Annotated in this window: 21 protein-coding genes; 13 read left to right on the top strand and 8 right to left on the bottom strand. The window is 66.1% G+C overall.

Features of this window, described 5'->3' with window-relative positions; all coding sequences use genetic code 11:
- Window positions 1–2,109, top strand: a complete 2,109-nt coding sequence (locus tag NOV74_RS01850; protein WP_257308754.1) for a ligand-binding sensor domain-containing protein — start codon at window positions 1–3, stop codon at window positions 2,107–2,109.
- A 62-nt stretch (window positions 2,110–2,171) separates the two neighbouring features.
- Here NOV74_RS01850 and NOV74_RS01855 read toward each other — a convergent pair whose 3' ends face one another.
- Window positions 2,172–2,948 (bottom strand): enoyl-CoA hydratase-related protein, encoded by a 777-nt coding sequence (locus NOV74_RS01855; protein WP_257308756.1) that lies wholly within the window; start codon window positions 2,946–2,948, stop codon window positions 2,172–2,174.
- A 47-nt stretch (window positions 2,949–2,995) separates the two neighbouring features.
- Between NOV74_RS01855 and nadC the strand changes: the two genes are divergently transcribed.
- A complete protein-coding gene (gene nadC / locus NOV74_RS01860; protein ID WP_257308758.1) occupies window positions 2,996–3,844 on the top strand; it encodes a carboxylating nicotinate-nucleotide diphosphorylase in 849 nt (282 codons plus the stop codon).
- A gap of 85 nt (window positions 3,845–3,929) precedes the next feature.
- On the opposite strand, the gene NOV74_RS01865 is transcribed toward nadC, so the two are convergent.
- From NOV74_RS01865 to lipB, 3 genes are all read right to left on the bottom strand, one after another.
- The gene (locus NOV74_RS01865; RefSeq protein WP_257308760.1) at window positions 3,930–5,489 is read right to left on the bottom strand and encodes a TolC family protein; all 1,560 of its coding nucleotides are present in this window, start codon (window positions 5,487–5,489) and stop codon (window positions 3,930–3,932) included.
- Between the two features lie 148 nt (window positions 5,490–5,637).
- On the bottom strand, window positions 5,638–6,777 hold the full coding sequence (locus tag NOV74_RS01870; protein WP_257308762.1) for an acyl-CoA dehydrogenase family protein: 1,140 nt from the start codon (window positions 6,775–6,777) through the stop codon (window positions 5,638–5,640).
- Window positions 6,778–6,946: 169 nt separating this feature from the next.
- Window positions 6,947–8,092: a lipoyl(octanoyl) transferase LipB gene (gene lipB, locus NOV74_RS01875; protein ID WP_257308764.1), complete on the bottom strand. Its 1,146-nt coding sequence runs from the start codon at window positions 8,090–8,092 to the stop codon at window positions 6,947–6,949.
- Window positions 8,093–8,150: 58 nt separating this feature from the next.
- On the opposite strand from lipB, the gene NOV74_RS01880 reads away from it, so the two are divergent.
- Together NOV74_RS01880 and NOV74_RS01885 are read left to right on the top strand one after the other, a co-directional pair.
- Window positions 8,151–9,596, top strand: coding sequence for a serine/threonine-protein kinase (locus NOV74_RS01880; RefSeq protein WP_257308766.1), 1,446 nt, complete (start codon window positions 8,151–8,153; stop codon window positions 9,594–9,596).
- A gap of 67 nt (window positions 9,597–9,663) precedes the next feature.
- A complete protein-coding gene (locus NOV74_RS01885; RefSeq protein WP_257308768.1) occupies window positions 9,664–10,893 on the top strand; it encodes a BaiN/RdsA family NAD(P)/FAD-dependent oxidoreductase in 1,230 nt (409 codons plus the stop codon).
- On the opposite strand, the gene NOV74_RS01890 is transcribed toward NOV74_RS01885, so the two are convergent.
- The 3 genes from NOV74_RS01890 to NOV74_RS01900 form a co-directional block, all read right to left on the bottom strand.
- Window positions 10,890–11,900, bottom strand: coding sequence for a type I glyceraldehyde-3-phosphate dehydrogenase (locus tag NOV74_RS01890; protein ID WP_257308770.1), 1,011 nt, complete (start codon window positions 11,898–11,900; stop codon window positions 10,890–10,892). The genes NOV74_RS01885 and NOV74_RS01890 overlap by 4 nt on opposite strands.
- A 3-nt stretch (window positions 11,901–11,903) precedes the next feature.
- Window positions 11,904–12,908 carry a type I glyceraldehyde-3-phosphate dehydrogenase gene (gap, locus tag NOV74_RS01895; protein ID WP_257308772.1) on the bottom strand — a complete coding sequence of 335 codons (1,005 nt, stop codon included), beginning with the start codon at window positions 12,906–12,908 and terminating at the stop codon, window positions 11,904–11,906.
- A 122-nt stretch (window positions 12,909–13,030) separates the two neighbouring features.
- Window positions 13,031–13,255 (bottom strand): helix-turn-helix domain-containing protein, encoded by a 225-nt coding sequence (locus NOV74_RS01900; RefSeq protein ID WP_257308774.1) that lies wholly within the window; start codon window positions 13,253–13,255, stop codon window positions 13,031–13,033.
- A 140-nt stretch (window positions 13,256–13,395) separates the two neighbouring features.
- Here NOV74_RS01900 and pyk point away from each other — a divergent pair, with 140 nt between their 5' ends.
- Both pyk and NOV74_RS01910 read left to right on the top strand, forming a co-directional pair.
- Complete coding sequence (pyk, locus tag NOV74_RS01905) at window positions 13,396–14,817, top strand: pyruvate kinase (protein WP_257308775.1); 1,422 nt, start codon at window positions 13,396–13,398, stop codon at window positions 14,815–14,817.
- Window positions 14,818–14,833: 16 nt separating this feature from the next.
- The gene (locus tag NOV74_RS01910) at window positions 14,834–15,361 is read left to right on the top strand and encodes a DinB family protein (protein WP_257308777.1); all 528 of its coding nucleotides are present in this window, start codon (window positions 14,834–14,836) and stop codon (window positions 15,359–15,361) included.
- On the opposite strand, the gene NOV74_RS01915 is transcribed toward NOV74_RS01910, so the two are convergent.
- Complete coding sequence (locus NOV74_RS01915; protein WP_257308779.1) at window positions 15,340–15,636, bottom strand: hypothetical protein; 297 nt, start codon at window positions 15,634–15,636, stop codon at window positions 15,340–15,342. The two genes, NOV74_RS01910 and NOV74_RS01915, sit on opposite strands and share 22 nt — an antisense overlap.
- Before the next feature lie 49 nt (window positions 15,637–15,685).
- Between NOV74_RS01915 and NOV74_RS01920 the strand changes: the two genes are divergently transcribed.
- The 7 genes from NOV74_RS01920 to NOV74_RS01950 are packed head-to-tail and all read left to right on the top strand — an operon-like array spanning window position 15,686 to window position 21,870.
- On the top strand, window positions 15,686–15,850 hold the full coding sequence (locus tag NOV74_RS01920; protein ID WP_257308780.1) for a hypothetical protein: 165 nt from the start codon (window positions 15,686–15,688) through the stop codon (window positions 15,848–15,850).
- Window positions 15,851–15,891: 41 nt separating this feature from the next.
- Window positions 15,892–17,118: a CinA family nicotinamide mononucleotide deamidase-related protein gene (locus tag NOV74_RS01925; RefSeq protein WP_257308782.1), complete on the top strand. Its 1,227-nt coding sequence runs from the start codon at window positions 15,892–15,894 to the stop codon at window positions 17,116–17,118.
- A 12-nt stretch (window positions 17,119–17,130) separates the two neighbouring features.
- Window positions 17,131–17,796: a glycerol-3-phosphate 1-O-acyltransferase PlsY gene (gene plsY / locus NOV74_RS01930; RefSeq protein WP_257308784.1), complete on the top strand. Its 666-nt coding sequence runs from the start codon at window positions 17,131–17,133 to the stop codon at window positions 17,794–17,796.
- Window positions 17,783–18,781 carry an NAD(P)H-dependent glycerol-3-phosphate dehydrogenase gene (locus NOV74_RS01935; RefSeq protein WP_257308785.1) on the top strand — a complete coding sequence of 333 codons (999 nt, stop codon included), beginning with the start codon at window positions 17,783–17,785 and terminating at the stop codon, window positions 18,779–18,781. The genes plsY and NOV74_RS01935 overlap by 14 nt, the downstream gene beginning before the upstream one ends.
- Before the next feature lie 9 nt (window positions 18,782–18,790).
- Window positions 18,791–19,855, top strand: a complete 1,065-nt coding sequence (locus NOV74_RS01940) for a zinc-binding dehydrogenase (RefSeq protein ID WP_257308787.1) — start codon at window positions 18,791–18,793, stop codon at window positions 19,853–19,855.
- Window positions 19,855–20,757 carry a CorA family divalent cation transporter gene (locus NOV74_RS01945; protein ID WP_257308789.1) on the top strand — a complete coding sequence of 301 codons (903 nt, stop codon included), beginning with the start codon at window positions 19,855–19,857 and terminating at the stop codon, window positions 20,755–20,757. The genes NOV74_RS01940 and NOV74_RS01945 overlap by 1 nt, the downstream gene beginning before the upstream one ends.
- Before the next feature lie 60 nt (window positions 20,758–20,817).
- Complete coding sequence (locus NOV74_RS01950; protein ID WP_257308790.1) at window positions 20,818–21,870, top strand: bifunctional UDP-4-keto-pentose/UDP-xylose synthase; 1,053 nt, start codon at window positions 20,818–20,820, stop codon at window positions 21,868–21,870.
- Window positions 21,871–21,971 lie beyond the last annotated feature (101 nt).

The following is a 21,971-nucleotide window of genomic DNA, read 5'->3' on the forward strand; positions in this document are numbered from 1 at the left end:
ATGCGCTGGGTGACCATCCTTCTTTCCGCCGCCGTGGGTGTGGCTGCCCTGGCGGGCCAGCCCATGGCCACCTTCTCTGGGTTCAACGACTGGCTGGGCTCCGAGACCCGTGGCGTCCGCATCGGTGCTGACGGCCGCCTGCGCTTGGCGCCGAGCCTGCGTCGCGTGGGCCAGCTCCCCGAAGGTGTGATCTGGGCGGCGGTACCAGATGGTTCCGGTGGCGCCTACCTGTCTGCCGGTACCGAGGGCAAGCTGTTCCACTACACCGGTAGCCAGGTGAAGCCCCTGGGTCAGGTCAAGGGCGGCATCGTGTTCACCTTGGCGCGCCTGGGGCAGGATCTGATCGTGGCGCCCACGGGGGAGGGCAAGCTGCTGCGTGTGTCACCCAACGGCGACGTGAAGCCCTTCGCGGACATCGAGGCCCGAATCGTCTGGGCCCTGGCTGTGGAGGGGGATGCGGTGATCGCGGCCGGCGGCTCTGAGAAAGGTGCTGTGCTGGTGCAGGCCCGGGCAGGGTCCAGCCGCCGCCTGGCGGAACTGGCCGACGAAACGGCCTTCACTGCCCTGACGCCCGACGGGCAGGGCGGATGGTACCTGGGCAGCCACGGCCGGGGCCTGGTGCTCCGCTACAACCGCCAAGGCGACCGTTTGGAGACCCTGATGGACACGCCCTTTGAAGAGGTGCGTGCCCTGGCCGTGGTCGATGGGCAGCTCTACATTGGGGCTGACAACGGGCTCACACCCAAGTTCAGTACCGGACAATTGGAACGGCGGGAGGGCTACCTTCAGGCGGAAACCACCGTCGCCGCCCGTTCCGCGGTCATCCGCCTGGACAAGGAGCGCGTCCCCGAAACCCTATGGCAGAGCGCCCAGAGCCAGGTTTATGCCCTGGCCGCCTGGAAGGGGCAACTGCTGGTGGGCACAGGCAATCGCTCGCGCCTATTCTCGCTGCCCCTGGGTAAGGTTCGGGACACGGATCCTTTTGCCGTGGTGCAGGAACTGGGCACGGCCCAGGCCACGGCCTTCCTGCCCTCTGGTGGAGATCTCCTGGTGGTGGGCTCGAATCCTGCGGAGTTGCACCTGCTATCCGAGGCCCAGGCCACCGAGGGCACGCTGGAATCCATGATCCTCAAGGGAGCACCTCTCGCGGACTGGGGCCGGGCCTACCTGGATGCGGAAACGCCCACGGGCACCAATGTGGAGTTCCAATTCCGCACCGGGAGCACCGAGACGCCGGATGCCACCTGGAGCCCCTGGACACCGCCCCTGCGCAGCGGCGAGCGACCGGCTCTGCCCCCCTCGCGGTTCGCCCAGTTTCGCCTGCGCCTCAGCAGCACCCGGGGAGGCGCCACACCGGTGGTGGAGACCGTCACCATGCACTGGGCCCATCGCAACCTGGCGCCAGTTTGGGAAGGTGTGGACATCATGCCGCCGGGCCTGATCATCACCCGCACCGCACCACCCGACGACATCGGCATTGAGCGGGTACCCCTGGAGACCCAGAAGCTCATTCCGGCCCTTGGCTACATGGGTGCAGAGAAGCGCAGCTTCCGTCGCGCCGGCCAGAGTTTCGTCTTCCGGGTGAACGATCCCAACGCCGACACCCTCGAGTTCACCATCCGGCTGGTGCCTGACCGGGGCGCGCCGCTCCTCCTGGAGAAAGCCTGGAAGGAGAAGTTCTTCAGTTTCGACACCCTGCCGGTGCCCGATGGCCGCTACCGCCTGGAAGTGACCGCCTCCGATGCACCCTCCGCCGCCTTCAATGCCGCCCTCACCAGCACCTGGCGCACGGCGCCCTTCCTCATCGACCACACGCCTCCGGTCATCTCCGAGCTCAGCGCGGCCTCCGAAAGCGAGGGCGCCCGGGTCCGGTTCGTGGCCCGGGACGAAACCTCCACCCTGAAGGAGGCCGCCATCAGTGCTGATGGCGAACATTGGCTCCAGATCGTGCCCGAGGACCGGGTGTTCGACCAGAAGGAGGAGCGCTTCGATGTGCTCGTGCCCCGCGACGCCTTGCGCGGCGACCGCGTCCTCGTCAAGGTTGCGGATCAGAGCAGCAATGAACAGACGGCAGCCGTGACGATCGGCGCCGCTGGCGCCAAGCGATAGTTGGTGCCGACTCAAAAATAGGCGGGCCATCCGGCCCGCCTTTTTTTGAAGGCAATGGACGGCTACAAACCCTTGAACTGGGCTTGGCGCTTCTCCATGAAGGCGCCCATGCCCTCCTGCATGTCCTGCGTGGCGGCCAGGAGGCCGAAGAGGGCAGCTTCGTACTGAAGGCCCTGGTCCTGGGGCATCTCGATGCCTTCGTTCACGGCGGCCAGGGCGCTGCGCAAGGCCAGGGGGCCGCGCGAGAGAATGGTCTTGGCCAGCTTCTCGGCGGTGGCCTTCAAGTCGGCCTGGGGTACCACGCGGCTCACGAGGCCCATGCGGAGGGCGTCGGTGGCGGAGGTCATCTCGGCGCTGAGGATCATGTCCAGAGCCACGCCTTTGCCCACGAGACGCGGCAGGCGCTGGGTGCCCCCGTAGCCGGGGATGATGCCGAGGCTCACCTCGGGCAGGCCGAACTTGGCGTTTTCGCTGGCGATGCGGATGTGGCAGGCCAGGGCCAGCTCGCAGCCGCCGCCCAGGGCGAAGCCGTTCACGGCGGCGATGACGGGCTTGGGCATGGCTTCGATGCGCTGGTAGACGGCCTGGCCACGCAGAGCCTGGACCCGGGCGCTGGTCGTGTCGAGAGTCTTCAGCTCAGCGATATCGGCGCCGGCCACGAAGGCCTTCTCCCCGGCGCCCGTCACCACCACGACGCCCACGCTGGTGTCGTGTTCCAGCTCCGCGAAGACCTGTTCGAGCTCCTTCAACACCTCGTTGTTCAGCGCGTTGAGTTTCTCGGGCCGGTTGAGGGTGACCCAGGCGATGCGATCAGTTTTCTCTACGAGGACAAAGGACATGGGGTCTCCTGGTTTGGGATCATTCTATGCTGAGTCTGGAGTGACCGATGTTCCATCCGCCGCATCCCGAGACCTACCGCGACCAGCTGCGTGCCTTCCTGCGCGAAGACTGGGGCACCCAGGACTGGAGCACCGCCGCGGTGCCCGACCGGCCCATGAGGGCCCGGGTGATGGCCAAGGGAGACCTCGTCCTGGCGGGACTCCCCATGGCGATGGAAGTCCTGAAATTGACTTGCACCACGCTGTCGGCGGAACCAGTCCGTCACGATGGCCAGAAAATGGCGGCGGGAACTGAGGTGCTGCGGCTGCGAGGCTCAAGCCACGGCATCCTCCTGGCCGAGCGGGTGATGCTGAACCTGCTCCAGCGGCTCTCGGGAACGGCGACTCTCACACGACGATTCGTTGATGCCATTGAGGGCACTGGTGCCTGCATCCTCGATACGCGCAAGACCACACCAGGCCTGAAGCTGCTGGAGAAGTACGCGGTCCGCTGTGGGGGAGGGGTGAACCATCGGCTGACCCTGGGTGATGGTGTGCTGCTGAAAGAGAACCACCTCGCAGCCGCGGGCGGTGTTCGGGCCGCCGTGGAGGCCGCCCGGCATGCGGCGCCAAACCTGCTGAAAATCGAAGTCGAAGTGGAGACTCTCGGCCAGCTGAAGGCCTGCCTGGACTTGCCGGATGTGGACGGTGTCCTGCTGGACAACATGGCCCTGGAGCAGATGCGCGAGGCGGTAGCTCTGCGGGATCGCAGCGGACGGCGCCTCTTCCTTGAGGCCAGCGGCAACATCACCCTTGAGCGGGCCCGGCCCGTGGCGGAAACCGGGGTCGATTTCCTCAGCGTGGGCGCCCTCACGCACAGCGCACCCGGGGCGGATCTCAGCCTGCGGATGGACTGACCGTCCTTCCAACTCCGCCCTGCTCGGTGGAGACAGTTGAAAAACGGGCCCCGGATGGGGCCCGTTTTTCAACTGGGAACGGATCTTATTTGACTTCCAGCTTCCGTGCTTCCAACAGATGCCCCAGGGCCTTTTCCAGAGCGGTGACGGCCTTGGCGTAGGTGATTTTGGATTGGAGTTCGTTGCTCTTGGCAGTGTTCAGGTCATTGAGCTTCGAGAGCACGAGGAAGTTGGTGCTCATGCCGTTCTCGAATTTCTTCTGCTCGGCTTCGAGGTCCTTTTCGCGGAAGATCCGGGTCTTCTCGGCGGCGACCACGCCCTTGCCGGAGGCGTCCAGGTTGCGGAAGGCTTGACGAACCTCGAGGGTGATGCCGAGCTCCAGGTCACGCAGGTTCAGTTCGCTCTGGCGACGGTTGGCTCGGGCCTGGGCCTGATTGCCACGGGCGGCGCGGTTCTGGATGGGCATGGCGAACTGGAGGCCCACCGTGTATCCAGGATAGGCGCCCTTGGTGAGATCCTTGTTGACGGCGGCAAGGCCCTCCGAGGGAATTTGGGAGGCGGCGTTGCCGTTGTAGGTGGCGAAGGCATCCAACTGGGGCAGGGTGCGGTTGTTGGCGGCGGTCTCCAGGGCCTGCTTCGACTCCAGGTCGAGACGGGCAGCCTTTAGCTCCAGGCGGCTGGCCAGAGCCTGTTTCTCGGCAGTGGCCTCCTCCATCTCCAGGGGCTTGATGCTGGGGGCGTCGGCCGGTTCCAGGTTCAGTGGGCGCTCGGAGGAGGGATAGAGGGCGCGGATGAGGGCGTCCTTGGCATTGTAGAGTTGGGCCTCGGCCGAGATGATGTCCTGCTGGGCCTGGGCGACCGAGGCTTCGGAGGAGGTGACCTCAATGGGCGCGAGGGTGCCGACCTGGACGCGGATCTGGTTTTCGTTGAGCTGCTTCTGGGCCAGGGCCAGGGCCTGCTGCTTGTTCTCCAGGTTCCGCTGGGCGAAGACAACATCCCAGTAAAGCGATTCCGTGCTGGCCACGAGGTTGATGATGGAAAGCTGGAAGGTCAGGTCCGCGGCCTGGGCGCTCTTGCGAGCCACAATGAGGCGGCTTTCCGTCGCATCCCGGCCGAAGTTTCTCAGCAGGCTCTGAGAATAGGTGGCCGAGAAACTACCGTCATAGGGATTGGTGGTGAAGGGGGCCTCTGGTCCACCGTTGACCGTGCCCTTGCTAAAGCGGTAGGTGGGGGCGTAGTTCAGGCTCAGGTTGCCGCCCCAACCGAAGGCCTTCGTGGAACCCAGGGTGAAGTTCCGGCTGAACGTCGTCGTCTCAGAAGCCGTCAGCGGGCCACCGGGGAAGTTCTGGCCTCGGGTGGCGTCTTCGGTTTTGCCAATGCTCAGGCTGCTGGTGAGATTCCAGTCGAAGGCACCCTGTTCGATCGTCAACCCTGCCCGCGTGAAGTCCCGGGTCTCGACGGCGATTTGCACCTGCAGGTTGTTCTTCAGGGAGGTCTCGATGGCGTTCTGAAGGGTCAGCTTCATGGCCGTCGGCTGGGTGGCACCGGCCTTAGGTACCACCTGCCCCGCAGGTCCCGTGGGAGCCTCCTGGCCGACCAGGGAGAAGGCCACGAGCAGGGCCGGGAGGATCGGGGGACGCATCATCACCACTCCTTAGAGAATCGAAAAGAACCGCCATAGGGACATGGTGCCTACGCACAGGTCCGGGGCCTGGTTTAGATGGCCCCAAGAAGCAGCATGCCCACCTCGCATGATGAGGGCAAGAGGTATTTCACCATGCGTTGAAAAGACCCTATTTCAGGATCTCCCTGGCGATGACCATGCGCTGGATCTCGCTGGTGCCTTCGTAGATGGTGGTCACGCGCACGTCCCGGTAGAGCCGCTCGACGGTGTATTCGCGGGAGTAGCCATAGCCGCCGTGGATCTGCACGGCCCGGTCACAGATCCACACGGCGCTTTCGGTGGTGAACAGCTTGGCGGTGGCGGCCTCCACCGTGCAGGTTCTCCCGGCCCCCTTCAGGGCGGCGGCCCGGTAGACCAGCAAGCGAGCGGCCTGGAGGCGGGCTTCCATCTCCGCCAGGTAGGTCTGGATCATCTGGTGCTCGCCGATGGGCTTGCCGAAGGAAACGCGGGCCTTCGCGTAGGCCACGCTCTCATCCATGGCCCGTTGGGCGATGCCCAGGGCCTGAGCCGAAATGCCGATGCGCCCCCCATCCAAGCCGCCGAAGGCCACCTTCAGGCCGTCGCCGGGCTTGCCGAGGATGGCGTCCTCGGGCACGAAGGCATCTTCCAGGGCCACCATCACGGTCTTGCTGGAGCGCAGGCCCATCTTCTCTTCGGGCCGGCCCATGATCACGCCGGGCTGCTCCGCATCGAGAATGAAGGCGCTGATGCCACGCTTCCCCTTGTCTGGGTCCGTGCGGGCCATGGTCACGAAGTACCGGGCCACGCCGCCGTTGGTGATCCAGGCCTTGGCTCCGTTCAGCCGCCAGCCGCCGTCCACCTTGGTGGCGCGGGTCTTGAGGGCCGCCGCGTCAGAACCGGCATCGGGCTCGGTGAGCATGAAGCCGCCCAGCACCTCGCCGCTGGCCAGGGGTTTCAAGTATTTCTGTTTCTGCGCCTCAGTGCCGAAGGACAGGATGGGCGCGCAGGCCACGGAATTGTTCACGCTCATGGCCACGGCCACGGAAGCGTCGGCGTAGGCGACCTGTTCGAGCGCCAGGATGTAGCTCATGAAGTCCACACCCGCGCCACCGTAGCTTTCCGGCACCGTCATGCCCAGGAAGCCCATCTCGCCCAGCTGCTGCAGGATGTCCTTGGCGAATTCCCCGCTGGCATCGCGGGCCGCCGCGCCCGGGGCGATCTCCGTTTGGGCGAAGTCCCGGGCGGCTTCGCGGACAGCGGTCTGATCATCGGTGAACATGGGGAACATGGGCGCTCCAGGGGACGATCCCAGGTTAGCCGCCCCGCCTGGGGGTCCTCCGGAACCCCGGTCGCAGCGTGCCGCGGATCACAGACCGCGGGCGGGCGAAAGGTCCACCCGCGATCCAGAAGCTCCCAGGTCTGCGGGATCACAGTGGCCCCCAGGGGGCGGCCGTGACTTAGCCGTGGATTAGCCAGGCTTCCAGGAGTTTCAGGGAGGCCTTGGCACCTTCCCACTTCATCAAGCCGTAGGCCTCGGCGAGCCCACACCACTTGAATTCACTGTGCTCCAGGGGCTCCAGGCGAACCTGAGCCTCGGCGGGGACTTCCATGGAGAAACAGGTCTCAGTGTTGAATCGGGGTTCCGCGTCCGGGAAGTGCACGATGGTGGGATCCACCCAGAAGCTGTGGGAGAGGCCCAGGGGCCGCAACGTGCCCGTGAGTCCTGTCTCTTCCCTGAGCTCACGATGAGCGGTCTGCTCGGGCGTTTCTCCGGGCTCCATCATGCCGGTGACGCTCTGCCACCAAAGCCCGTGCTCGGGGACGCGCAGCATCATGAGGATCTCCGGCCCGTTGGCGGCGTGGCGCCAGGTCATGGCCGACACGCTGCGGCTGGGCTGCCGCACGGGCTGGAGATCCAGAGCCAGGTAGGCCGTGAGATGGGCCTGGAGCCGATCCGCGGCCTCGTCCCAGGTAGGGGCACTCGCGCCCAGCAGTGACTGGAGGCTGCACACGCCCTTATCCGTGAAGCCGCAAGGGGTGATCCAACGGAAGTGATCGAGGTTGGGGCACACGTTGAAGGCAATGCCGTGAGTGGTGATCCAACGGCTGAGGTGGAGGCCGATGGCGCCAAGCTTCTCGAGGCCTCCACCCTTTCGGTAGGGGGCTGTTTCCACCCAGATTCCCGGCGCGCCCTTGAGGCGATCGGCCATCACCCCGAATTCGGCCGCGGTGCGGATCATGGCCTCTTCGAGACCCCGCACCAGACGCCCGACATCCTCCCGACCGCCCCGCAGGTTGCAGATGGGATAGGCGACGATCTGGCCGGGCCCGTGGTAGGTCACCTCGCCGCCCCGGTCCGTGCGGTGGACGCTCACGCCTTGCGCAGCGAGGAAGTCGTCGCTCATGTGAATGTCGGCGGGCGTGGCGTTTCTGCCCAGCGTGAAGACAGGGTCGTGTTCGAGGATCACAAGCTGGTCGGGATTTCCCTCCTGGCTGACATGGGCCGCCAGGGCCTTCTGCAGGCGGAGTCCGGCGGGGTAGAACACCCGCCCGAAGCGGCGGAGCTGGGCTGGGCGGGAAACAGAGAAACCGACTTCAGACATGCTTCGAGTGTAGCCGGGGCATCGGATGAGCCCAGCCTCTGGCATGATCGGTGGAAGGATGAGTCTGGATCCTTCCACCATCGGCCGCTTCAAGGTCCTGGGTACCCTCGGCTTCGGCGCGATGGGCACGGTGTACCTGGCGGAAGATCCCTTGCTCAAGCGCGCGCTGGCCATCAAGGTGGTCCGCGAGGGTACCGGCGACGCCGAGGTGCTGCTCCGTTTCAAGCGCGAGGCCGAGATCTCGGCGCGGCTGAACCATCCCAACGCCATCACGGTCTTCGATGTGGGCGAAGCCCAGGACCTGGGGCCCTACCTGGTCATGGAGTACGTGGAGGGGGAATCTCTTTCGGACCGGATCCATCGCGGCCGGCTGGACCCGGACGAAGCCATGGGCCTGCTGATCCAGGCGGCCGATGCCCTGGAGGCGGTTCACGGCCTGGGGATTCTCCACCGGGACATCAAGCCCGACAATTTCATGGTGGCCAAGGACGGCCGCCTGAAGCTCATGGACTTTGGCATCGCCCGGGGGGACCAGGGGCGCCTGACCACGAGTTCCGCTTTCCTCGGCACGCCGGCCTATGCGGCGCCCGAGGTGCTGAACGGCGCCAAGGCCACGCCGGCCTCCGACCAGTGGGCACTGGTGCTCACGGCCTTCGAGATGCTGACGGGCACGCTGCCCTTCGCAGGCGATAGCGTGGGCGCGACCCTCTATCGCATCGTGCACGAAGCGCCGGTGTGGCCACCCGATTTTCCGCAAGGCCTAGCTGCGGTCTTCGCGAAGGCCCTGGACAAGGATCCAGGGAAACGGTTTGCCGATCTCCCTTCCTTTCTCCGTGCCCTGATCGAGGCCCTTCCCCTGGAGCCGGAGCCGCGGGCAGCCCACCTCGCCCAGCTCGCCTCCACCGCGCCGGTAAAGGGCACGGGCACCCTGCGGATCGAGCGCATGGTCGCACCTGTCACCCCGCGGAACCGCTGGCTCTGGGGTGGTGGTGCCCTCCTGGCGGCCCTGGCGCTCGGCTTCCTTGTCCTCCGGCCCGAGTCCAGCCGGGTTCTGTCGATCGAATCGAAACCTGGTGGTGCCGAGGTGTTCCTGGATGGAACGCCACTGGGGCGGACGCCGCTTCGCCAGGTGGTGGTGAAGGGCAAAGCGAATCTGCTCCGCCTGGAGAAGCCTGACTTCGTGCCATTGGGATACCACCTTAAGGCGGAGGACAAGGACCTGTCCCTGCGTCTCCTGCCGGCACCGTTCCAGGTCCAGGTCGTCAGTGAGCCGCCGGGCGCAGAGATCTTCCTGGACGGTGTCTCGAAGGGTAAGGCCCCCGCTGCCGTCGAGATTTCCGGCGAAGGCAGCCATCAATTGCGGCTCGACCTGGACGGGTACCAGTCCTGGATCGTCGTCCCGGAACGCCACCGGCCCCTGCCGGATCCCATCCGCCTCCAGAAACACCGGGTCAAGCAGGGCGGCGGCAAGATCAAGAAGTTCTTCAAGGGCATCTTCCAATAGGGGGCTGACAGCAGTCAGTCAAAGCCAATACCTGATAGCTGACAGCCGGTTCCGCCATGATGGAACCATGGTGAGTGTGATCGTGGTGGGTGGGGGTGCGGCTGGGCTGGTGGCGGCCTGGCGGGCGGCCTCGCTGGGGCATGTCGTCACGCTGCTGGAGGCCAACGGTCGCCTGGGGGTGAAGCTCCGGATCAGCGGCGGCGGCAAGTGCAACATCACCCACGCCGGCCCGCCCAAAGCCCTGATGGCGGCCTTTCCCGTGGAGCAGGCCCGCTTCCTGCGGCCGTCGCTGCATGCCTTCGACAACCAGGCGGTGCTCGACCTATTGCGCCGGGAGGGCGTGGCGACGTACACCCGCGAGAATGGCCGCGTGTTCCCCCTGGATCGCCCGGGGAGCGCGGCGGCGGTCGTGGCCGCCTTCGAGACCCTGGCGCATCGGGTGGGTGTGGACGTGCGTACGGGTGTCCGCGTGACGGCGTTGGAGGGCAGGGCGCCCCGCCTGAAGGCCTTGTGCCTGGGCGACGAGCGGATCACCGCGGATGCCTTCATCCTCGCCACCGGGGGTGCCAGCTATCCGGAGACTGGCACCCGGGGCGAAGTGCTGGGGTGGCTGAACCAGCTGGGTGTGCCTGTCCAGGCCTGGTTCCCGGCCCTGGCCCCCATCCCCCTGGTGCGCCCCCGTCCCGCCTGGGAGGGCGTGGCCCTGCGCGATGGCGAGCTGCGTCTGAGCGCGGGGACGGAAGGCCGTCGCCTGGGTGCTTTCGCGGGGGACGTTGTGTTCACGAAGACGGGTATCAGCGGCCCCGCGGCGTTGGAATTGAGTCAGGCCGTGGAGCGTGCGCGTCGCGCCGGGATGGCGTGGCTCGTCTACGCGTCGATCCGGGATGCACCGGAAGGCGTGGAGAGGTCGCTCCTGGCGGAAGTTCGCGCCAATCCTCGCCTCCTCGCAGCCACCTGGTTGCAGCGGCATTTGCCGGAACGGCTGGTGGATCCATTGCTGGAGGAAGCCGGGATCATCCGCAGCCTCATGCTGAAGGATCTCTCGAAGGCCGCCCGGAAAGTGCTGGTGGCCCTGGTCACGGCCTTGCCCCTGGGCGAGCCCCAGCCGGTGCCCCTGGCCCGGGGCGAGGTGGCCGCGGGTGGCGTGGACCTGACGGCCGTGGATCCTCACACCATGGTCCTGAAGGGGTGGGAGAACCTGCGCGTCTGCGGCGAATTGCTGGATATCGACGGTCCGGTGGGTGGCTACAACCTCCAGGCGGCCTTCAGCACCGGCTACGTGGCCGGTTCCATCTAGATCCGTCCGGCCAGCTCCACCACCAGGTCGCAGAGCCGCGCGGCATAACCCGTCTCGTTGTCGTGCCAACCGAAGACCTTCACGAAGCGCGGGCCGAGCATCATGGTGAGGTCCAGGTCCATCAGCACGCTCTCCGGCCGCCCGGTGATGTCGCAGCTGACCGCGTGGGGATGCGCCAAGCCGACGAGATTCCTCCAGTGGCCGGCGGCCGCGGCTTCGTAGGCGGCGTTCACGGAGGTGGCATCCGCATCGCGGCGGAGGGTGGCCACCAAGTCCACCAGGTTGACGTTGAGGGTGGGCACCCGGAGGGCCACTCCGTCGAAGGCCCGGGGCAGGCCCGGCATGGCGCGGTGCAGGGCGCCGAAGGCGCTTGAGGTGGTGGGGATGATGCTCTTGAAGGCTGCCCGGGCCCGGCGGAGGTCCTTGTGGGGCAGGTCTAGCAGGCGTTGGTCGTTGGTGACCACGTGCACCGTGCTCATGCCGGCATGCTCGAGGCCGAAGGCATCGTCCAGGATCTTCAGCATGGGTGCGGTCGCATGGGCGGTGCAGCTGGCGTTGGAGATCACCCGGTGCAGGCCAGGATCAAGCTCGGCGCCGTTGACCGGGGCGATGACCGTGAAATCGGCGTCAGGACTGGGGGCGCTGATGACCACATGGGAGACACTCCCCTTCAGGTGCCGGGCGGCATCGGCCCGGTGCGTGAAGCGTCCGCTAGCCTCCACCACCAGGCGCGTGGGCGCCGGGAAGGGGATCTCCGCTGGATTGCTGGCATGAAAGAGCGGCACGCGATGGTCGCCCAGCAGGAGGAAGTCTTGCCCCCCTTCAGTGAAGCCTTCGATGGGCTTGTCACTGGGCCCATGGACGGAATCGTACCGGAGCAGATGGACGAGCTGGTCGATGGGCGCTGGATCGTTCACGGCGCCCAGGAGTCCAGGCCGTGTGCCGCCCAGTCGACGCACCAGCAACCGGCCGATGCGGCCCAGGCCATTCAGAGCTAGGGTATTCATCGGCTAGATGCGCTCCAGCACATGCACGCAGAGATCCTTCAAGCGGGCGGCATAACCGAACTCGTTGTCGTACCAGGCGAAGACCTTGACCAGACGGGGCCCCAGAATCTTCGTGAGGTAGGGATCATAGAGGGTACTGGCGGTCCGTCCTGCCAGGTCCGCACTCACAAGTTCGGCATCGAGAACTTCGAGGTAAGGGGCCAAGGGGCCGCTGGCAGCGGCTTTGCGGAAGGCCTCCTGCACGGTTGCCAGGGTGGCATCGGATTTGAGGGTGGCGGTGAGGTCCACGATGCTCACGTCGGGGGTCGGGACTCGAATGGCAAGGCCATCGAGGCGCCCCTTGAGGTGGGGCAGCACCAGCCCGATGGCCTTCGCAGCGCCGGTGCTGGTGGGAATCATGCTGAGGGCCGCCGCCCGGGCCCGGCGGAGGTCCTTGTGGGGCAGGTCAAGCAGGCGCTGGTCGTTGGTGTAGCTGTGCACCGTGGTCATAAAGCCGTAGTCGATGCCGAAGGTGTCATCCATGACCTTCACGACCGGCCCAAGGCAGTTGGTCGTGCAGCTGGCATTGGAGATCACATGTTCGGTGGCTGGGACCAGCGTCGTTTCGTTCACGCCCATGACCACGGTGCGGTCCGCATCATCGGACGGGGCGCTGATGATCACGTGGCTCACACTGCCTTGAAGGTGGAGGGCGGCACGGTCGCGCTTGGTGAATTTTCCCGTGCACTCCAGCACCACCTGGGCCCCTTGGGCGCCGAAGGGGATGAGTTGGGGGTCCTTCTCGGCGTAGACGCGGATCCGCCGGCCATCCAGCACGAGGTAGTTCCCGTCGGAAGCCACGGGGAAGTCCGCGGGGCCGTGGACGGAGTCGTATTTCATGAGATGGGCGAGCGTGTGGGCGTCGGTGAGGTCGTTCACGGCCACCACGCGGACATGGGGAACCTTCATCAGGTGTCTCAGCACCAGCCGTCCGATCCGCCCCAACCCATTGATGGCCACCTTTTTCATGGCGCCCTCCGAACCCTATGTTGTACCTGCCCCGGTACCTGCTGTCGAAAGAAAAGGAGGGCGGTATGCGAAATGAAAAACCCGGCACAGCCGGGTTTTTCATTCGCAGGCAGGGCAGAAGGTCAGCTCGCGAGGCTCACGCGCCTGAGCCGACTGGGCGGCGCCTCCAGCTTCTTGGCGAGGGTGTTCCGGTGGATGCCCAACTCGCGGGCGGCGGCGCTGTGATTGCCCTGGTGGGCCGACAGCACTTCCTCCAGGTACACTCGCTCGAACTCGCGGCAGGCCAGATCCAGAGGGACGCCGCCACGCACCATTTCGGCCACGAGGATACGCAGCTTTTCGCGCATTCAATCTTCTCCATCAACCGTATCGGGATCAAAAAGGTAGCACCGCGATGACAAGAGCGAAAGCCCCGTGACAACTTCAAAACGCACGCGCAGACTGTGGAAAAGTTTGTGGAATGCCTGTGCAGGCGACGGGAGCTGATGTGCGCAAGACCAAACTCGTGATGACCTTGGGCCCCGCGATGATGCAGGGCGATCGGTTGCGGGAAGCGCTCCGCGAGGCCGATGCCGTGCGATTGAATGCCAGTCACGGAGACCCCGAGACCCGCCTGGAAGCCCTCCAGAAGGTTCGCACCGTGGCCGCAGAGCTGGGCCGATCCATCCCCGTCTTTCTGGATCTCCAGGGCCCGAAGTGGCGGATCGGCCTGTTGGAGGCCTCGTTGGACCTGGCTGATGGCAGCGAAGGCGCCTTCTACGCCGCAGGCAGGACGGCCCCAACCGGCCTGGCCTGGGCCGCGCCGCTGCCTCATCCGGAGCTGTTCGAAGGCGCCAGGCCCGGGCAGCGTTGGCTGCTGGACGACGGCGCCATCTCCTTGGAGATCATTCAGAAGTCCGCTGACCTGATTAAGGTCCGCGTGCTCGTCGGCGGGCCCCTGAAGAGCCGCAAGGGCATCCATCCCATCGGTATGGAGCTGAACATGGATCCCCTCACCGAGAAGGATCATGTGGACATCCGGTGGGGCGTGGAGCACGCGGTGGACCTCTTCGCGCAGAGCTTTGTCCGGCGCGCGTCGGATGTCCAGCAGCTGCAGGCCATCATCCAGCACCTGGGAGGCACCCAGCCCATCATCGCCAAGATAGAGCACCCCACGGCCCTCTCCCACCTGGGCGAGATCCTCGATGTGTGCTGGGGCGTGATGGTGGCCCGTGGCGACCTGGGCGTGGAGCTGGGCGTGGAGCGCGTCCCCGGCCTGCAGAAACAGATCATCTCGGCCGCCCGCAAGGCCCTGAAACCCGTGATCACCGCCACTCAGATGCTGGAGAGCATGATCGAGCACGCCCAGCCCACCCGTGCCGAGGCGAGCGACGTGGCCAACGCCATCTGGGACGGCACCGACGCCGTGATGCTCAGCGCCGAGAGCGCCACCGGCGCCCATCCCGTGGAAGCCGTCCAGTGGCTCGCGCGCATCGCCGCGGAGGCTGACGCCAACGTGAAACAGCGCACGCCCACGCTGCCCGATGAGCTGGCCGAGAAGGTGCTCTCCCGCACGGACATCTCGGTGGCCTTCGCCGCCTGTCGCACGGCGGACGAGATCAACGCCCGCTGGATCGTGGCGTTCACGGAGGGCGGCGGCACGGCCCGCATGGTGAGCCGGCTCGCGGGTCGCACGCCGGTGCTGGGCGCCACCGTGGATGAGGTCACAGCCCGGCGCATGGGCCTGCTCCGGGGTGTCACCGCGTTGATGATCCCCCGGGTGAGCAACACCGACGAGATGGTCGCGGTGGTTCGCGAACTGCTGGTGGCCAAGCACGAATTGAAGAGCCTTGACCGTGTCGTCATGACCATGGGCCTGCCCTTGTGGAAGACCGGCAGCACGAACACCATGAAGGTGATGACCTTCTAGCCTCCAGGAGTTTCCCATGACCTTGAGCCGCCCACTTCGCGACGAGTACGCCGAAGGATACGCGCCGTACATCGCCGCCGCCGACGAAGGCGACGTACTGGATCTGCTGCAGGCGCAGATGGAGGACATCGCCACCCTGTTCGGAGGATTCTCCGAAGCCCAGGGCGCCTTCCGCTACGCCCCGGGCAAGTGGAGTCTGAAGGACCTGCTTCAGCACCTCTGCGACGCGGAGCGCATCTTCGCCTACCGCTGCCTGCGCATCGGACGGGGTGACGCCACCCCGATGCCGGGCTTCGAGGAGGACCCCTACGCCGTGGCTGCCAAAGCCGACGCCCGCGCGATGGCTGACTTGGTGGCCGACTGGCGTGCCGTGCGCACGGCCAGCCTTACCCTCTTCCGCAGCCTTCCGGAGGCGGCCTGGCTGAACCAGGGCACCACCAACAACCGCTCCATCACCGCCCGCTGCATTCCCTTTATCTCCTTGGGCCACGCGGCCCATCACCTGGCGGTGATCCGGGAGCGCTACTTGCCGGCGCTGAAGTAGTCCTTCCAACCCTCGAGGGCATCCGCCAGCTTCTCGAGCTGGGCGGTCTCGGTGGTGCGGAAGCGGCTCACCAGCTTCCAGCCCTGGGCTACTTTCTGGTAGCGGTGAAGCCAGAGGAAGGGCCCTTCCCAATCGCCTTCGGGGTCCGTCTTCGTGCGCACGAGGAAGACCACCGTGGTCCAGGGGCCCCGCGCCAGAAACCGCCGGCCCAGCTCCTGGATGCCAGATTCCTCGTCGGATTCCAAAACCAGGTCGTCCAGGTCTGGAATGATCATGGGAACACCTCGCGCAGTTCCCTCATCCTAGATCCCTGGAGGCCTCTTCGTGGAAAAGCTCATGGGCTTTATCGGCGCCACCTTGGGCAGCCTGGTCGGCTGGTACCTGGGCGCCCTCATCGGGGTGTCGACCGGGGTCGTACTCAGCATGGTGGGCACGGGCGCTGGCATCTGGGCGGGACGCTGGGCGACGCGGCAGTGGCTGGAGTCGTGACCGGCCTTTGAGCTTTCACCATCGTCGTGGTTCCATCAGTCATGCGCATCGAATGCATCGCCATCGGAACCGAGCTGCTCACCACGCGGCGCCTGGATACCAACTCGGTGTGGCTGGGGGAGCGCCTGGCGGCTCTGGGCCTGGCCTTTCACCGGAAGACCGCCGTGGGGGACAGCCATGAGGATTTGGCCGCACTCTTCCGCGAGGCCCTGACGCGGTCCGACCTCATCGTGACCACCGGCGGGCTGGGGCCCACCTTCGACGACTTCACCAAGGAGTGCTTCGCGGAAGTCCTGGGCGCGGAATTGCGGGAGGACGCACAGAGCCGCGAGGACATGCTGGCCTTCTACGCAGCCCGCAAGCGGGTTCCGCCCGAGTCGAACTTCAAGCAGGCCTTGCTGCCCGAGGGGGCTGAGGCTCTGCGCAACCCCGTGGGCACCGCGCCCGGCGTCTGGTGGGAGGATCCGAAAGAGCATCCCGGCGTGCGCATCGTGATGCTGCCCGGCGTGCCACGCGAGATGAAGCGCATGTGGGAGGAGCAGGTGGAGCCGCGTCTGCGCGCCCTGGCCGGCGAGTCCGTCCGCACCCTGCGCATGGTCGTGGCGGGGGTGCCGGAAAGCGCTCTGGACGAACGGATCCGCGAAGTACGCGAGCGGCACCGCCAGCTGGATTGGACCATCCTGGCTAGCCTCACCCAGGTGGAATTGTTGGCGCGGGGGGCGGATCCCGCCGCCCTGGAGGCGGCCCGAGCCGACTTCCTGCCCGTGTTGGGCGAGGATCTGGTGGGCGTGGGGGATGGCAACCTCGAAGATGCCGTGCTGGGGAGCCTGAAGGCCCGCGGCGAGACCCTTGCCATCGCCGAGAGCATGACCGGCGGTCTGCTGGCGGCCAGGCTCACGGCCATTCCCGGCGCCAGCGAGGTGTTCCTCGGGGGTGCCACGGTCTATTCGGCCAAGGCCAAGATCGCCCTCTTGGGCCTGGGGGCTGGGCGTCTGCTCCATGAAGGCACCGTGTCCGAAGCTACCAGCAGAGCCCTGGCGGAAGCCGTCCGCCTCAAGCTTGGCGCCACCTGGGGTCTGGGGCTCACGGGCAATGCCGGCCCCGGCGCTGAAGGGGAAGCGCCCCTGGGCACCGTGTTCATTGCCCTGGCGGGACCAGATGGCACCGAAGCCAAGGCCTACACGCTGCCGGGCGATCGGGCGGACGTGCAGCTGCGTGCCACGGCCTGGGCCCTGGACCTCCTGCGGCGGACCATCCGGAACGGCTGATACACTGCGTCCATGTCCTCAACGTCCCTGCCTTCCCCGGTTCTCTGGTGCCTTGCGGCCTTCCTGTGCGGCAGCATCCCCTTCGGTCTTCTGCTGGTGAAGCTGGCCGGGAAGGGGGATGTCCGTGCCCACGGCAGCGGCAACATCGGCGCCACCAATGTGAGCCGGGTCGGAGGCAAGGCCCTGGGCGTTGTCACGCTGCTGCTGGACATCGCCAAGGGCTTCCTGCCGGTCTTTCTGGCGAAACGGGCCGGGCTGAGCGTCGACCTGTTGGCCCTCATGGCCCTGGCGGCGGTGCTGGGCCATGTGTTCACGCCCTGGCTGAAATTCCAAGGTGGCAAAGGGGTGGCCACGGCCCTGGGCGTGATCCTCGCTGCCGACGCCTCCATGGTCCTGCTGCCCATGGGCACTTTCCTCTTCGTCCTCTGGCTCACGCGCCATGTGAGCCTGGGCAGCATCTTGGCAGCGGCCATGGTGCCCGTACAGCTCTTCCTGAACCGGGGAGTCCATCACCCTGTGGAAGAGCTGCTGGGTCACGGACCGGCACCGGTCCTGCCCTGGGCTGCGCTGGTGATCCTGGTGATCTGGAAGCACCGCGAGAACATCCTGCGCCTCCAGGCGGGGACGGAATCCAAGCTCTGGGGCGACAAAAAGGAGGACGCGAATGTCCAAGGTTGACATCGGCGTCTTCGGTTCCGGAGCCTGGGGCACGGCCCTGGCCATCACCTGGGCCCGGGCGGGCGCCAACGTCGCCCTCTGGGGCAGCTTCCCCGACGAGATGGCGCAGATGGCCGCCACGCGGCGGCACCTGCGCCTGAAGGATGTCGAATTTCCGGCCGGGCTTCAAACCTCTGATGATCCCACCGCAGCCTTTACCGCGCCCCTCTGGATTTCCGCCATGCCCACGCAGGTGACGCCCGACGCCTGGCGCAACCTCCGGCCGAAGGCGCCCAAGGCTCCCGAACTGGTGATCCACGTGAGCAAGGGCATCCTGCAGAGCACGCACCAGACGCTCTCCCAGGCGTTGACGGGCGTGTTGGATGTGCCCGTGGGCGTGCTCTCAGGGCCCACCTTCGCCGATGAAGTCAGTCGCGGGGTGCCTTCCGCCATTGTCCTGGCCCTTCCGGGCACGGTTTCCCATGACCGTGCCAAGGCCCTCCAGGCCCACTTGTCCTCCGAGAAACTGCGCATCTACCTCAGCCGCGATGTCGTGGGTACCGAACTCTGCGGTGCCCTCAAGAACGTTCTCGCCATCGCTGCGGGCTTGGTGGATGGCCTGAAACTGGGCTACAACGCCCGTGCGGCCCTCATCACCCGGGGCCTGGCCGAAATGGCCCGCCTGGTGGAAGTGCTGGGTGGCCAGCCTTCCACGGTGATGGGCTTGGCTGGCATGGGCGACCTGCTGCTCACGGCCACGGGCCCGCAAAGCCGGAACCGCACCTTCGGGGAGCTGGTGGGGCAGGGGAACAGCGTCGACGCTGCTCGGAACGCCCTGGGCGGCCAGGTGATCGAAGGCATGTTCACCACCGAGGCGGCTCTGGCTCTGGCCAAGGAACACGGCCTCGAACTGCCCATCGCCACCGAAGTGCAGCGCCTCCTCAACGGCGAGCGCCCCGAACAGGCCGTGCGCCGGCTGATGACGAGGTCGTTGAAGTCCGAATAGGAGGCCGCCATGGTTGAGCCGTTCCGTTTCCGCGTGAACCAGCATGGCCCCGCAGGCTCGCCCGTCCGCGAGCCCTTCGCGGCTGCCGAGCCAAAGCCGGGCTGGGTTCGCCTTGAACTGAAGGCCATGGCCCTTAACCGCTTGGATCTCTGGACCACGGGGGGCTTGCCGGGCTTCCCACTGCCCTTGCCGCTGACGCCGGGCTCCGACGGGGCGGGCGTGATCGAGGCCGTGGGCGAGGGGACGGTCCTGCCCCCGGGCCTGGAAGCGGGAAGCAGCGCGATGATCGCGCCCGGGCTCAGCTGCGGCGTCTGCCCAGCCTGCCTTCGCGGCGACGACATGCTCTGTCCCACCTATGGCATTTTGGGCCACGCCTGCGATGGTACCGCTGCCACCCATGTCCTGGTACCCGCGGCCAACCTGTTGCCCATTCCCCAGAACTGGGACTTCGAGCAGGCGGCGGCCTTCCCGCTGGTGTTTCTCACGGCCTGGGAGATGCTCGTCCACAAGGCGGCCCTGCGGCCTGGCGAGACCGTGCTGGTCTGGGGCGGAGGCAGCGGGGTGGGCAGCGCAGCCATCCAGCTGGTCAAAGCCCTGGGAGGCTCGGCCATCGCTGTGGTGGGCAGCGAGGCCAAGGCCATGCGTTGCTGGGACCTGGGCGCCGAGCATGTGCTGGTCCGGGACGAGCTGAAGGCCCTGGCGGCCAAGGTGCGCGAGCTGACGGGCAAGCGGGGCGTGGAGGTGGTCTTCGAGCACACCGGCGCCACCACTTGGAACACCAGCCTCGCGGTCTGCGCGCGGGGCGGGCGCATCGTCACCTGTGGCGCCACCACGGGCCGGGAAACCACCTTCGATCTGCGCACCCTCTTTGCCAAGCAGATTCAGATCCGAGGCTCGTACATGGGTCGCCGGGAACACCTCTGGACGCTGCTCGCCCTGTTGAAACGCAACCCCACCAATCCGCCTTTCCGTCCCGTGATCGAGCGCGTCTTCGGCCTGGCCGAGTATCCCGAGGCCCAGCGCCACCTCGAAGCCGGCCAGGGCTTCGGCAAAGTGGTCTGCCGAGTGCCCTGATGCTGCGCAACCTGCCCCTTCCAGAAGGCTCCACCTTCACCTGGGTGGATCTGGTGGATCCCACGACTGCCGAGATGGCGGAGGTGGCCGACCGCTACGGGCTGCATCCCGCCGCGGTGCGGGATCTCCTCAATCAGCCCCATCTCCCCAAATACGAGCGGCTGCCGGGCCAGCAGCTCCTCATCCTCCGGGCCTACGACGAGGTGGCCAAGCGAGGCGACACCATCCAGGCCATGACTCGCCGTCTGGTGGTGCTGATGCTGGACGGCGCCATCATCACCGTTCATCGCCGGGAACAACCCTTCTTCGCCGAAGCCGCGCAGCGGGCCGCGACGGGGCAGGCCCTCCGGTCGGAGCAGCTGGTACTTTCCCTCTGTGCGAAGGCCGTGGCCTCTTTCGACGAGCCCCTTCGGGAGAGCGAGGAAAGCCTCGATCTGATCGAGACCGCCCTCTTCCACCGCAAGCTTCCGCATCAGGGCATCCGGCAGGTCTACGGGCTCAAACGTCGTTGCGCCGTCATCAAGCGGACCCTGGGGCGTATCTCCACGGCCCTGGGTCCGCTCAAGGAGCAGGCTCGTGACGACCAGGGGTTGCTGGCGGACGTGGTGGAAGAGGCCGACCGCCTACATACCTGGGCGGACGAATTGTTGGAGAACGCCACCCACCTGATGAACCTGGAGATCAACCTGGCCAGTCAGCGCACCAACGAGGTCATGCGGGTGCTCACTGTCTTCAGTGCCTTTTTTTTGCCGCTCACCTTCATTGCCGGGGTCTACGGCATGAACTTCAGGCGGATGCCGGAGCTGGAGCACCGCTTCGGGTATCCCCTGGTGATCGGCGCCATGGCCCTGACGGCCCTCGTCATCTGGATCTGGTTCCGGCGCAAGGGCTGGCTGCGTTAATCACCTGCTGCCGCCTTGGTGTCAAGCGGTTAGACTGATACGTTTGCGCAAGGAGCCTCTGTGAAAGTCCTCATCCTGGGTGTCAATGGTTTCATCGGTTCCCACCTGGTGGACCGCATCATGCAGGACACGGACTGGGAGGTCTATGGCCTGGATCTGGGCACCCACAAGGTATCGGATCACCTGACCAACCCCCGCTTCCACTTCGTGGAGGGGGACGTGACCATCTCCAAGGAATGGATCGAATACCACATCAAGAAGTGCGACGTGGTGCTGCCCCTGGTGGCCATTGCGACACCCAAGGTCTATGTCACCGACCCCCTGCGCGTCTTCGAGCTCGACTTCGAGGAGAACCTCCGTGTGGTACGCCAGTGCGTGAAGTACAAGAAGCGCGTGGTGTTCCCCAGCACCTCCGAGGTCTACGGCATGTGCCCGGACACTGAGTTCGACGAGTACGAGTCGCCCTTGGTGACGGGCCCCATCCCCATGAACCGCTGGATCTACAGCACCAGCAAGCAGCTGCTTGACCGCGTGATCTGGGCCTATGGCTTCCAGCAGGGCCTCAAGTTCACGCTGTTCCGTCCCTTCAATTGGATGGGCCCCAAGCTCGACAGCCTGAACACCGCCAAGGAGGGCAGCAGCCGCCTGGTGACCCAGTTCAGCTGGAACCTGTTCAACGGGGAGCCCCTGCAGCTGGTGGACGGCGGTACCGCCCGCCGCTGCTTCATCGACGTGGCCGACGCCATGGATGGCCTCATGGCCGTGCTGCGCAACGAGGGTGGGAAGGCCGATGGCCAGATCTTCAACATCGGCAACCCCGTCAACGACTTCAGCGTTCGCGAGATCGCTGAAATGATGATCGCCATCTGGAAGGATCACCCCTTCCGCCTTGAGCGCGGCATTCCCGAAGGCCGCATGGTGGAGACCGGCAGCGGCGAGTTTTATGGCAAGGGCTACCAGGATGTGGCCCGACGCACCCCCAGCATCAAGCGCATGCAGGAAACCTTCGGCTTCCAGCCCAAAGTCTCCATGAAGGATTCCCTCAAGAAGGCCATGGACTTCTTCATCGAAGAGCACAAGTCGCTGGAGAAAGTCGTCGAGACCGAGAACTAGCTTTTTCGGACTGCAACGGATCACCACCAAGACACCGAGACACCAAGAAAAAATGAAGTGCTTTTGCAGTTCTTGGTGTCTTGGAATCTTGGTGGTCAGAT

Source organism: Geothrix fuzhouensis, assembly GCF_024609325.1.
Lineage (GTDB): Bacteria > Acidobacteriota > Holophagae > Holophagales > Holophagaceae > Geothrix > Geothrix fuzhouensis.